This window comes from Cyclobacteriaceae bacterium, assembly GCA_013141055.1.
In the GTDB taxonomy this organism is placed as follows: Bacteria; Bacteroidota; Bacteroidia; order Cytophagales; family Cyclobacteriaceae; genus ELB16-189.
The window spans coordinates 3,156,172-3,170,127 of the sequence record JABFRS010000001.1; the positions used below are offsets into that span (position 1 = coordinate 3,156,172).

Annotated in this window: 7 protein-coding genes; 2 read left to right on the forward strand and 5 right to left on the reverse strand. The window is 42.5% G+C overall.

What is annotated here, in order from left to right; translation table 11 throughout:
* The 3 genes from HOP08_13985 to HOP08_13995 all read right to left on the reverse strand — a co-directional run bounded on the left by HOP08_13985 (position 1) and on the right by HOP08_13995 (position 2,282).
* Positions 1 to 936, reverse strand: coding sequence for a YihY/virulence factor BrkB family protein (locus HOP08_13985; GenBank protein ID NOT76031.1), 936 nt, complete (start codon positions 934 to 936; stop codon positions 1 to 3).
* Positions 923 to 2,041, reverse strand: a complete 1,119-nt coding sequence (locus HOP08_13990; protein NOT76032.1) for an AI-2E family transporter — start codon at positions 2,039 to 2,041, stop codon at positions 923 to 925. Before HOP08_13990 ends, HOP08_13985 begins: the two co-directional genes overlap by 14 nt.
* A gap of 85 nt (positions 2,042 to 2,126) precedes the next feature.
* Entirely contained in the window at positions 2,127 to 2,282 is a 156-nt protein-coding gene (locus HOP08_13995; protein NOT76033.1) for a lmo0937 family membrane protein, read from the reverse strand.
* 204 nt (positions 2,283 to 2,486) lie between these two features.
* Between HOP08_13995 and HOP08_14000 the strand changes: the two genes are divergently transcribed.
* Complete coding sequence (locus HOP08_14000; protein ID NOT76034.1) at positions 2,487 to 2,633, forward strand: lmo0937 family membrane protein; 147 nt, start codon at positions 2,487 to 2,489, stop codon at positions 2,631 to 2,633.
* A 60-nt stretch (positions 2,634 to 2,693) separates the two neighbouring features.
* Here HOP08_14000 and HOP08_14005 read toward each other — a convergent pair whose 3' ends face one another.
* Positions 2,694 to 11,420, reverse strand: a complete 8,727-nt coding sequence (locus HOP08_14005; protein NOT76035.1) for a cyclic beta 1-2 glucan synthetase — start codon at positions 11,418 to 11,420, stop codon at positions 2,694 to 2,696.
* 52 nt (positions 11,421 to 11,472) lie between these two features.
* Positions 11,473 to 11,808 carry a response regulator gene (locus tag HOP08_14010; GenBank protein NOT76036.1) on the reverse strand — a complete coding sequence of 112 codons (336 nt, stop codon included), beginning with the start codon at positions 11,806 to 11,808 and terminating at the stop codon, positions 11,473 to 11,475.
* A gap of 1,546 nt (positions 11,809 to 13,354) precedes the next feature.
* On the opposite strand from HOP08_14010, the gene HOP08_14015 reads away from it, so the two are divergent.
* Complete coding sequence (locus HOP08_14015) at positions 13,355 to 13,906, forward strand: ferritin-like domain-containing protein (GenBank protein NOT76037.1); 552 nt, start codon at positions 13,355 to 13,357, stop codon at positions 13,904 to 13,906.
* Positions 13,907 to 13,956: the final 50 nt, after the last annotated feature.

Here is a 13,956-nt window from a genome sequence, read left to right on the forward strand (position 1 = left end):
CTATTTTGCGACGGCTTCTTTCGAGGGATTAACATCGATTTCCTTTACTTCTTGTTTCACTATAAACACAGCGGTTTCATTCGGTGTGATCTTACCACCATAATGCAATGCATACATCTTTGTGAATTCAGCGCCGAAGTAAAGAATGATAGAGGAGTAATACACCCATAAAAGAACCAGTACGATGGATGCCGCCGCTCCATAGGTTTCTCCAATGCTTGAATTCCCCAGATATAGTCCGATCAGATACTTGCCTCCGATAAATAAGAACGCAGTGAAAAAGGATCCTATGAAAGCATCTTTCCACTTGATTCTTGCATCTGGCAGAACTTTGAATATGATGGCAAACAGGCAGGAAATTATAATAAAGATCAATGCTATGTTAAGAATGTAGAAAAGGTAAACGGTAGCATTTGGGAACAGTTTGATTAACCGGTCGCTTAAAAGATCCATTACAGCATTTACCATCAAAGAGACAAGCAATAAAAACCCAAAGCTCGCGATCAGTGAAAAAGAAAGAAGTCGGTTGATAATCAGCTTCAGCCATCCTTTTTTCGGTTTAGCTTTTACTGACCAGATAAAATTTATGGAATCCTGGATCTCAGTAAACACTCCGGAAGCTCCAATCATCAGGACGATAAATCCGATGATGGCACCTCCCTGACTATTCTGGGAAGTCTTTACGTTCTTAATGATTTCCTGAATTTGTATAGCGGCTGCATTGCCAACCAATCCGTTGATTTGACCATAGATCCTTCCCTGCACTGCTTCTACGCCAAAGAAAATTCCTGCAAGGGAAATGATAATGACCAGAAGTGGAGCAATTGAGAATACCGTATAATATGATAAAGATGCGCTTAGCTTCAGTCCGTTGTCGGAGAAGAATTCACTAAATCCCATCTTTAATAACTGCCAGAAGATCTTAAGACTTTTCATCTGCGATTAATTTTTTTAGGCGAATCCTTTTAGGCTTAAGTTGAGGACGTTCATCACCCATCAGCATTCCGTATGGCTTAAGGCCTTCGACTCTGTCAAAGATTACTTTCAATACGGCAAGACCTGGAATAGACAGGAACATTCCGGGAACTCCACACAATGCCCCACCCACCAATACTCCGACGATAGTTGCCAATGCATTGATCCGAACTTTCGAACCAACGATCATAGGCATGAGGAAATTATTATCAACAAATTGGACCGCCGCGAGTATAATTCCAACCCAAAGGACATCACTGCCTGAGATCACTTCACATGAGATCAATGTGATGGTCATGCAAAAGAGATTGGCGATCAGCATTCCGATGTACGGAATCAGATTTAAGAGAGCTGCCACCAGTCCGAGGAATACTGCATATTTAATTCCAAGAATCAGGAAGCCTGCAGAATTCAAACCAAAGACGATCGCTAGCTCTATCATAAGTCCAAGGATATAACTCTGAGATACAGCTTGAGATTCCTGAAGAATATCTTTTACCTGGGATTCCCTGCTGTCACTAAAGACTGCAACCAGGAATCTCCTGATCATGCCACGATAGAATAGTATTAAGAAAGTATAGATCGGTAATAGGATAAGATAGGAGAGAGCCTGGGTCAATGTCACAACGGTTGCGCCGAGAATCCCTGTGCCCGAAGCTCTCATCTTGGCCAGGGTGTCGCTTACATATTGATTTTGTTTGCGAATGGTGACGTTGAAAGTCTCACGAATCCATTTTTGAGTAATAGTGGATAGCTCTGAAAGTCTATCATTGATAGTGGGAAGATCTTCAAAGAAACCTGAGATCTGATCAAAAATAAAATAGATGATCGACGCTGTTACGGCGAGTGTCAGGAAGATGGAGATCATGATCGCGACAACCCTGTGTAATCCTTTTCTCTCTAAGAATCTGTTAAGTGGTAAGAGGAGTGAGGCAAGGAGAATAGAGAAAAACAATGGAAGTAAAATCTCCTGACCAAGATAAAGAAGCAATATTACCAGTCCTGTACTTAGCAGGTAAAAGGTTACTCGTTTATAAAGCGGCGTATCGTCAGTAATCGTGGTCATGATCTTAATAGAGTCTAAAAAAAACTGTCATCTCTCCGCAAATAAATCAAAGCAGAAAGATGACAGGCTATGAATTTGGCGAAGACTAAATTCTTCTGTTACCTCCAATGATGTTGATAAGAACGGCAATGATGGCGATTACAAGTAATGCGTGAATCAAACCAGAAGCTCCGTAAGCAAAGAAACCTACAAGCCATCCGATAACAAGAATCACAGCGACGAGATATAATAGACTGTTCATAAATGTTGGTTTTAGTTACTTCACTTAAGTAAAAGGCGTGCCATTGGAATACCATTCTTCGGTAGGGATTTGAACTGTTGGAAAGGCAAATCGGTGGGGAATTATTTCCCCATTAACGGGTTTTTGATAGAATTTAAGCTATTGCAAACCTACTGGCAGGCTTTTTACAACATTGTAAGCTATACCCACTAAACATTAATTTTTATGAGATCCTTACTTTTCCTCATCGCCATTATCCTGGTTATTGGATGGGCACTGGGAGTATTCGTTTACAGTTCAACTGGATTGATACATCTTTTAATTGTCATCGCTATCGTTGCTTTGCTGCTTGGAATTATCCGACGGGCTTAGATTATTTATAAGAATGTAATGGATAATGACCCACGGCCAGCGCCGTGGGGGTTTATTGCCTCAATGTACAGAAGGTGCCGTTTCTTCAACCATAACTGCGTTCAGCTTTACGGCACTTACCTTCGCCACCACCTTATGCTCCTTGCCGTCATCCACCAATTGGATAGCATTTTCTTTTTGCGTCGTTCCATCAACTTTAATAGAGATATCTTTTTCAGAAGAAAGAATTATCTCGATCTTATACAGCGTATTCATATACCGATACTCAACATCAAAAGATTTCCATGACTCTGGGACGCAAGGATTAATAAATAATTTAGATCCCTCTCTTCGCAATCCAAGGAATGATTCCATCACGAGTTGATACATCCATCCAGCCGATCCCGTGTACCATGTCCACCCGCCTCTTCCAACATGGGGCTCAACTCCATAGACATCTGCTGCCATTACATACGGTTCTGTCTTATAAACCTTAATATCATCTTTCGATCTTCCGTGGTTGATTGGATTGATAATCTGAAGCAGATCCCATGTGCGCTGACGATTTCCCATCTTCGCCACCGCCATCACCATCCAGATCGCAGCGTGTGAATATTGACCACCATTCTCGCGAACACCAGGAAGATATCCTTTAATGTATCCAGGATCTTTCTCTGAGTGATTGAAAGGCGGATCAAGCAAACGGATCAATGAATTTGTTTTATCCACAAGATATTTATCTACGGATTCCATCGCCTGATGAACCCTCTCTGGTGTGCCGGCCTCTGAAAGAACCGCCCAGCTTTGAGAAATAGAATCAATTCTGCATTCAGTGTTCTGTGATGATCCCAATGGAGTTCCGTCATCGAAGTAAGCTCGTCTGTACCATTCTCCATCCCATGCCTTGTCAATTGAAACTTTAAGATCCGCCGCTGCCTCTCTGCAGGTTTTTACAAACGCTTCATCCTGCATTACAATAGCGATAGGTTCAAATCTTCTCAATACATCAAAGAGGAAAAATGCAAGCCAAACACTTTCTCCCTGACCTTTGATTCCCACATTATTCATTCCATCATTCCAATCCCCCGACCCCATGAAAGGCAATCCATGCGAACCGAATTTAAGAGAATGTGTGATGGCCCTTTTGCAATGATCATAGAGAGTAGTCTTTTCATCTGAAGATACAGGCAGATCGTAACTGGATTCCTGATCTGCATTCAGCTCACGCCCTTCAATAAATGATACTAATTCTTTTAAAATTGCAAAGTCGTGTGTATGGGTTACATAACGTGAAGTTGTAAACGCAATCCACAGCATATCATCCGAGCATCTTGTCCTGACACCTCTGCCCAGCGGCGGGTGCCACCAATGCTGAACATCTCCTTCACGGAATTGTCTGGATGCCGATAGTAAAATCTGATCTCTTGTTAATTGTGGTGCAGCATCCATTAATGCCAATACATCCTGAAGCTGATCACGGAATCCGAAGGCCCCACCCGATTGATAGAACCCGCTCCGACCCCACAGTCTGCATGAGATCACCTGATACATTAACCAGCCGTTGGCCAGAATATTCAAAGCCGGGTCTGGCGTCTTTACTTTCACATGACCTAACGTTGTTCGCCAGTATTCCCGAATCACTGAAAGAGAGTTAACAGCGGCATCTCTTCCCTTGAACTTACTTAGCATATTCCGAACTTCGTGAATATCCTTTCCTGTTCCCATCCGGAAAATAATTTCCTTGTCCTGCCCGCTGCTTAGTACAAATGGAATCTGAATAGCTGAGCATGGATCCAGACCTGCTCCATAATTTCCTGAGAGACGTTGTCTCTTCATTCCATCCGGATCTTCCAGAGTTCCATTTCTGCCAATAAATTCATGACGATCTGTGGTGAATGAATACTTAGCACTATTGGCATCAAAGAAGACGACCCGGTTTGGAAATTCTGTATTATATGGATTGCGTGTCAGTAATGTTCCAGTCTCTGCATCTGGTTCTGTTACCACATGCATCACCGAACCTGGACGCAAACCGCCGAGTACCCATTCTGCATATCCTGTTGCACTCAATGAACGTGCCCGCCCCGACAGGTTCTTGATTTTTATAACTGTAAACTTTATCTGTGCCTCCCGATCTACGTAGATCCAGACTTCTGTTGATATTCCATCTTCTCTCGTTTCAAAGACGCTATATCCAAATCCATGACGTGTTACAAAATTTGAAGTTGAAGGCGCTGGAAATGGCATCGGTGACCAGACCTTTCCACTTTCTTCATCCCGCATATAGAATACTTCACCACCGTTGTTGGAAACGGGATCATTGTTCCATGGGGTAAGTCTGAATTCGTGAGCATTCTCTGCCCATGTATAAACCGGTCCGCTTTCAGTAACTATCGTTCCGAAATTCGGATTAGCAATTACATTGCTCCATGGAAGTGGCGTAGGATTATCTGCATCCGTCGTAATAACGTACTCAGTACCATCGGTTGAAAATCCACCCATGCCATTATCGAAAAGACGTTCAGATATTGCCAGCGGTGTTTCATCACCAGGTTCATTTCGTTTTGTTTGAGTGAGTAATGGAATAACGGGTCCGGATTTCTGCCTCCTGTCAAGATGATCCAACAGTGTTCCGTTTTTATCCGAAATAATTACCCTTGCAACCGTCTGAAGCAGGACACGATCTTCTGTTGAGATCTGATCAGAAAGACGTACGATTATATTTCCCTGCTTGACGGAAGGATTGATTCCTATGCCGGCAGAGATCAAGCTTTGAACCTGCTCTTGCAGCACCTGACGGTAACCACTGTGATCTTCATTTATGATCACCAGATCAATTACTAATCCTTTGAATAGCCAATATGCACGGGCCTGCATGAGTTGCTTGATCAGGGTAATGTTCGTTGAGTCAGAAACCTGCAGCAACACGATCGGAAGATCCCCGGAGATCGAATGACTCCATAAAGCAGACTGTCCTCTTGAATTTTTGATCAACACATCCTTCGGTGCACGCAATGAAGGATTAGCATATAGTATCGAACTGGCGAGCCTGCTGAAAAGCTGTGAGTCAGACTCCGTTGCGTTGATTTGTCTCAATACCACCTGACTGTGCGTCCAGGTTAATTCAAATGCACGATTTCTGAAATTGCGATCCTGGTATTTATCCACCAGATTCTGGCAACCGCTTCTGGATTCGGATATTCCTGTTATAATATCAATGATTGCCGTTGCTTCAGCGCCAAGAGTTATTCTGTACTGAACAGATGTAATCGGATCCAGTACAGGTCCTTCAGTATTGGATAATGGTTCTTCCTGAATCATCGCCTGAGGATTAGCAATGCTATTGCCTCTTCCAATGAATTTGTAGCGATCTGTTTCGTACGAGATGTGATCAGTTTTTGCATGAGTAACCTTCATCAAGTGGAAAACCCACGGTGGAGTTTCTTCATCAGAACGAGGCCTGCGCGTGCAAAGAATAGCGTGTTGGCTGGAGAGGATTTCTGTCTGAACAAATAAGTTGTTGAACGCAGGATGCGCGTCATCTGCCACTGGCAAAGCCATTACAACTTCACCATAAGATGTGATCTCAAGTTTACGCTCAGACCGTGTGTGGTTAGTAATGTGGATGCGCCGGATCTCAACGTTGTCTTCCGGCGATACTATTATTTCAGTATGTAACTCAATTCCCTTATCAATTCTTCTGAATTCAACTCTTCCTTGTGAGAAGATCGCCTCATACGATAAACCTTTCTTCAGTGTAGGCTGATAGGTATTCGACCAGAATTCTCCGTCTTCAAGATCTCTGATGTAAGAGAACGTTCCCCAGTTGTCACGTGTGGAATCTTCACGCCACCGTGTGATTGCCATTTCATTGTAGCGACTGTAACCGCCACCCGAATTGGAAACCATAACATGATACTTGCCATTGGATAACAATTGAATCTCAGGGTGACTTCCGTCTGGAGTATTAAGTACCCTGATTTCCCCTGCTGAAGCGGTGTGAACAATTTCTTCTGAATCTTTTGGTAAAGAATAGAATGAAATTGATTTTGGAACGCGTTCCTGTAAGAGCAATAAAGCAGTTTGTAAAACAGTATCGGCTTCAAATCTTTTTTGCATTGGCTGATCATACAATAAATGATCAAGCGCCAGAAGACTCATTCCCTGGTGGTGAACCATGAATGATTGGATCAGCGCCGGTACTTTAGATCTTGTTAATCGCAACGGTGTATAATCAATGGATTCAAACAAACCATATTTCCCTGAGTATCCTTTTGATTCAAGTCTTTTCAGATTTTTGCAGGCAGCAGCGGGATCAATCATCAATGACATCACTGTGGCATATGGTGCTATCACCAGGTCAAGCCCCAATCCGCGTTTGAAACCAAGATCCGGTACACCGAACGCACGGTATTGATACGTTAGATTTGCATCGACAACATTGTAACACGATTCTGAAATTCCCCACGGCACTCCTTGTTGTTTTCCATATTCGATTTGTTTCCTCACGCAGCCCTTGCTGGTTTCATCGAGCAGAGTGTTTTCATAAACCGGCATGACGAGATTTGGCATCAGATATTCGAACATTGATCCACTCCAGGAAAGGAGAACCGGTGAAGAATTTGTTTCGGCCAATCTTCTTCCCAAAGCGAACCAGCTTTCCTGAGGAATTTTCCCCTGCGCAATTGCTACAAATAATCCCAACCTTGCTTCTGACGCAAGCAGATCATAGAAGCTTGCATCTAAACGGTGATCGTCGACGGAGTATCCTATAGAAACCAGATGCTGATCCCTGTCATACAGGAAGTCATACTCCATGTTTGAGAAGTCCTGACAATCTTCTGCAAGCCTCTTGATTTCAGCAATTTTTTCTTTAGCCGTTGAGCTGGCTTCATGAACTGATTTTTCAAAGTTGAAAAGCCATGCGGCCTCCAGGTCTGATAGCTTGACGTTTTGGAATTCTTTTAATTTTTCGGAAAGATTTTCTTCCAACAGGATCAGATCATTTAATGACGTTGAATCTGTGGTGAGTTTTATATTTTTAAATCTTTCCGGTCTTTCTTCATATTGAAGCAATGGATTAAGAAGTGCCAGCTCACTTTGCCAGGCCGAAAGCTGATGCTGAAGGGATCGCACCCACTCCATAACATCCTCTGACTTCTTAAACTCTTCATCCAGAATAAACCGATTCACACTTCCTGAGATTTTTTCAAGACCTGCCTTGACTTGTTTGAGGGAAAGTGTTTCTGAAAAATTCAATTCCGCGAAACCTTTCTGCAGTATTGAAAAAGCTTTTTCATTGGACGGAGCAACGTGTTGAAATAATACCTGAACAGTATCATAAAGTCCTTTCCAGAGATTGTTATTTACGATCGGTCGATTGGGTAAATCCAAAAGACCTTGTCGCAATACAATCAAGTGTCCGGCAAGATTTCCACTGTCAACAGTTGAAATATATCTCGGTTGAAGTGTTGCAAGAGATTGTGTGTCATACCAGTTGTAAAAATGTCCGGCATAACGATCAAGCTTTTTCAGCGTTAAGAAGGTATTGTAAGTGCGGTTGATCAACTGCATTCCCCCAATGTATCCGAAGTCATAGGCAGTAAGATTGGAAAGCAATGCAAGACCAATATTTGTCGGTGAAGTCCGGTGTGCTATTTTGACAATTGGATATTGCTGAAGATTGTCAGGCGGCAACCAGTTTTCAGATGCTGTGACATGCGCCTCAAAGTAAGCCCATGTCTTGCGGGCCAGTCCGCGGAGATACATCTTTTGATCATGTGTGACAGTCGTTTTATACGCTTTGATAGGAATGCTCACCCAATACGCAACAGCGGGTGAAAGGATCCATAACACTAAAAATGGAATCGCCAGATAAAATGAAAAAGCGTAGTAGTTTATGAGCAGGTAGATCAACGCTGCTGAAAGCAATGGCGCAAAGAACATTTTTAACGTGAGCGTAAAAAGATTTTCCTTTTGCTTTTGTAGAAATCCGGAGGGATTCCACTCCAGCATATTTTTTCTGGTGATGAACATTCTTATCAATGTTCGTCCAATGGCATCAGCACTGATGAATGCTTCGTAAGGAAGGCAGATAACTTCAAACAAGGATAGCAAGAGTCCTTTTGAAGTATTATCGAAAACATTCTCCGCGTGAGAAGAGAACGTAACTTCTTTTGGCTTCTGAGTGAGGTGCCATCCCGACATTGTAAGTGTTGGAATGATGAGAATTCCCAGGACTGTCACTGTCCAGAATAATGGGAATGAAGATAATGTCCATCCTAAGACGAGCATGGTCAATAGAGCGATAGGCACCAGACTGCGTCGGAGATTATCCAGAATCTTCCATCTCGACAATGCACTGATAGGATTGGAAGTTAATTTCCGCTGAGCATTGGGAACCCATGGAAGAAACCAGGTTCCAATCTGCCAGTCACCACGTATCCATCGATGGCGGCGACTGATGTCCATGCTGTAGCGCGGGGGTGTCTCTTCATAGAACTGAACATCACTTGCAAATCCGCTTCTGACATAGCTTCCTTCCAGTAAATCGTGACTAAGAATTCTGTTTTCCGGAAAGCGATTATTTAAAACCCTTTCGAATGTATCGACTTCATAGATTCCTTTTCCAATGAATGATCCTTCATTAAAAATATCCTGATAAACATCTGACGTTACACGAGTGTAAGGATCAATGCCTGAATCATTTTCATGCAATCTTGTGTAACGTGAAAGAACTGCACCATGTACGCTGACGGCAATACGCGGTTGAATGATTCCATAACCTTTTACAACTCTCTTTTTTACCTCATCGTAAATGGGGCGATTCAAAGGATGAGCCATAATCCCTACCAGCTTGGCAGCGGACTCCCTGGGAAGTTGAGTGTCAGTATCAAGGGTGATGATGTACTTTACACTTTTGTATGATTCTTCGTTTCCGACAATTTCAGCGAAGCGATCTTTGCCATGACCTCTTAAAAGTTGATTCAATTCACCAAGTTTACCCCGCTTTCTTTCATAACCCATCCACTTTTTATCAACTCCATTCCATCTTCTTGGACGGTGAAAGAGGAAGAAAAAATCTTCCGACTTGTTGCTGTATTTTTTATTCAATGCGCTGATACAATCTTTTGCCATGGCAAGAAGCTCAGCATCTTCCGGCATGGTCTCCTTGTCAGCATCTCTGAAATCTGTCAGCAATCCAAAAAGCAGATGCGGATCGCGGTTACCAAGAAACCTTATTTCAAGTTCTTCGACGAGCTTTTCAATCTGCTTCCCACCGGTGATCATGGTAGGAATGATGACCAATGTTCTGGAATCTTTAGGAAGTCCTTTCGAAAAATCCATTTTGGGAAGAGGCTTGGGATTCGTTCGCATGGTGGCGATCCAGTTGACAATCGAGATCGCAAGCTGACTTGCTCCTAAAAGAGACAGCACTGACATTACGTAGAAGAATGCATTCCTTCCCTGCTCAGTATAGGCTTTCAGGATAAGACCACCACCAACTCCAATGGTGAGAAGGATAGCCCCCAGTACATAGAATGTTGATTTGTTATTTTTAAAAAGTTCTTTAAAGAATTCTGTGAATGAGACTCTTGCTTTAAGAGTTTTTTCAGTAGTCTTGAGCCCATCACCAATAAGATAATAACCTACATGTGATTTGTAATCATCAGCATTGCTTGTTTCGGAATGCTGATGTGCAAGTTTGATGACGGACTTGGCAACCTCATTCTCGGAGAGTCTTGTTTTTTTGGAGATTTTCTCAATAGAGTGGCGGTAAAGATCGCGTGTGTAGAAATCCATTTTGGGATACACACCGTTCTGATCCGTCTTCAGAGTTTTTTCTACGAGACTCATTTCTTCAACGAAGTCCTGCCAGTTTGTTTTCGCGAGAAAGCGAAGACTCTTGATGCTGTTACTCATCGACACATGATCGGCAGCTTGCTTTTGATTTTCTGAAAGCACCATTCCGCTGATCGTATCGCCGGTTTCAACGAGATGTTGTTCTACCCATGAGAGAGGAAGTGTAAGATTGATCCCTTTCCATTGGAGTTTTCTTGAATACTCTGCAATGAACGCACTTACCATAGGAGGATTTGAGCGCGCCATGTCTGCCATAGTGAGAACAAGGTTTTTAGGGTTGTTCTCAGCAGTTTCGATGATGCAATCCGCCCAATGATGTGCTGAGTTTGCGTCAATCCGGTCAATCGCGACACGCGATGCAACACGTCTTAGATTTTCCAGAAGGGCAAGACGGAGCATGATAGGAATCGCCCATAATTCTCCCAGCGTAAGCTCGCTTGTCTTTTGATAGGATTGAATAAATCTGTTGAGGATGTGAATGTCGAGATGTCCATCGCTGTGTGAAATAATTTCTATTGCGATATCGTACACTCTTGGGAGACCTGTGTTGACAAGTTTAGGTAATCCTTTGCTATAACCTTTCGGTAAGTGTTTTTTTCCAATCTTGATTTGTTCATCAATCAGGTAAAAATTATCAAGCAGCCATTCTCCTGCGGGAGAGATCGGTGTTTTAAATTGAATAGCCTCTTGTAAAAGATCAATTACACGAAGGATCACTTCTTCATTGTCGGCAAGTCTCTTCAGAAGATGTTCGGGAGCCTTCTTCTCATTGATCTCATGACGAAGGGCAAGTTCAGTAGCGTGAGTTCCAAACTGCTCGATTGTGAATAGTTCTGCTCTCAGCGGAGGAGCATTGTTAATATCACTCCTTACGAAAGTATCTTTTTCGAAGTATTGTTTGAGCGGAGATAATAATTCTTCAAGTGTGACGGTGGTTCCCTTCATGTTACGCTTACAATTGTTAGAAATAAAAATTCACATGGATGATCTGATCTGCTTAGTTAAGGCATGACAGGATCTCATCCAGGGTTATTGGTTTTTCCAGAATTCTAAATGTTGATGCGGATGTTTTTGGTACACCCAATGCGCTTAGCAGATTCAAATGGGTGTTAGGATAATTTTTCAGTATGTACTCTGTCTTTCCCCAGCCAAGTCCATCGGGCAGGCTGTTATCCAGAAAAATGTATTCAGGTCTTTCTTTCTCCAGCATATCCATGCCGTCAGCTATGTTATGTGCAAGAAATAATTCGAAATCTTTATCAGCGAAAAAATAAGAGAGTGCTAACCCGAAATCCTGATCATCATCTATCACCAATATCTTCTTCTTTTTCATCTTCTAGTTCATTTAATCATCAGGAGCCGTTAGGTAAATTGCCTTGAGGCTCATTCCTGATGCCCGGGTGCTTTCAATATTTAGAAAATATCATACCACCTGACAGCATTTGTTTTGCGCGATGAGGCAACCGTTTGCAATCATCTGTTTTGAAAAGTTGCTGTTTTACTTCAGAAGGGCGGTCCTTGTAGAGAAATTTCTACATCGACTCATAAAGAAAGAACGGTTGTGCTTCCTGAAAATAAGCTCCTTGCTAGTGCTGATGGACCAATAGAAGCGTTGTCATGATTGGGGATTGATGATGACATTTTATGAAAAAGAAAACCGGAGTTATAATAACCAAAGGACCGAGTAAGATCTGAATAGAGACCGGGTTAACTCTGAATGAGATCTGAGTAGAGATCGCGTAAGCATCGGCAAGGATCAGAGATGAATAGGAGAGTCGACCGGGTTGAATCAGGGACCGATCCGACATGAATCAGAGAAACATCAGAGAGCAATCAGAGAGTTATCAGAGAAGTATCAGAGGGTGAAAGGTAAAATACAGGTATTTAACCGAGAGTGATCAGAGGTGAATCAGAGATTTATCAGAGAAAGCAGCGTTTTTATCAGAGAATCATCAGAGAGCGATCAGAGAAACATCAGAGAAAGCATGCAATGGTAGCTGAAAAGTCCGAGGAACATCCGAGAAACGTTCGAGAAACACCCCCAAAAACCCTCAAATTGAGCTAAAAACGAAGAAAAGTGGGTCTCAAACCTGACATTAAATGGTAAAAGTGGCGATTTTGGGGTGATTTGGAGGTTTTTGGCAAGCGTCTGGTATAAGTCGGTTATTCAAAGGGCTTAAAACAAACTAAAAAAGCCTTTTAACGGAACTATATAGCACTAAAAGCTATATGATGTGGGCTGATGAGCGATGAACGGCGAAGCCCTGTAGCCTTAGTGCTACAGGGACACGGATTATCAGCTACGCTGATGGGGTACTAAAAAACCATCTGTTTTTGGGGTGTTTGTCGCCCGCTTCCGGACGAGGCGGTCAGTTTCTTAACAGTTCTTAACAGTTTCTAACAGTTCTTAACAGATCGTGACAGTTCTTAACAGTTTGTAACAGATCGTGAGTGTTCGTGTAGTTTCGTGACAGTTCTTAACAGATCGTAACAGTTCGTGACATTTTGGTTTTGCGGCCGTTGCATATTTGGGCATGAACAAACAAACGGCATATGAAAACAAGATCAGAAAAAACAAAGAGGGAACAGTGGCCACCCTGTAGCCTTAGTGCTACAGGGACACGGATTATCAGCTGCGCTGATGGGTCTATAAGCCCACGGTTTTAACCGTGGGATGATGATAGGATATTTTCACCCCAACCATTTTAATGGTTTCAAAATTAATTTGTGTTTAGAAAACCATTGAAATGGTTGTTGATGCTGATCAATTTACGACCCACAGTTAAAACCGTGGGCTATACAGTGCAGAGCTAATCTTTGTAGGCCAGACAGAGCAATTGGCATGATATTTTAGGCTAAGCAGAACATATTGCTCCGCTATGAAAAACATGAAAACCGTTGCCGTAGATGCCAAAACCAAAGCTCATCCTGGCGCTCAGCTGGAGGAGTTTTTTTATGAAGCCCTTAAAGACATTTATTGGGCTGAGAAGCAACTCACAAAAGCAATTCCGAAAATGATACGGGCTGCTACCACTGAGGAACTTCAGGAGGTGTTGGATGAGCATCTTGAAGAAACAATAGATCAGGTTACACAACTCGAAAAAGTATTTGAACTATTGGACAAAAAGCCACTGGCGAAGAAATGTGATGCTATGGAAGGCTTAATGAAAGAAGCTGAAAGTATCATTGAGGAAACAGAGGAAGGCTCTATGACCCGCGATGTTGCATTGATCTTCGCCGGACAAAAAATTGAACACTATGAAATCGCAACCTACGGTACATTGGTGCGTCTCGCAAAGACCATGAACCGGGAAGATGTTGCCGATCTATTAAATAAAATACTTGATCAGGAAAAAGAAGCTGACATGACGCTTACAGGTGTTGCTGAAAACAACATCAATGTAGAAGCTACTCAGGAAGTAGAAGCATAAAAATAACATACGGACGGACAGAGGGGTGAAAAGTCAGGCGCAAGTCTGAC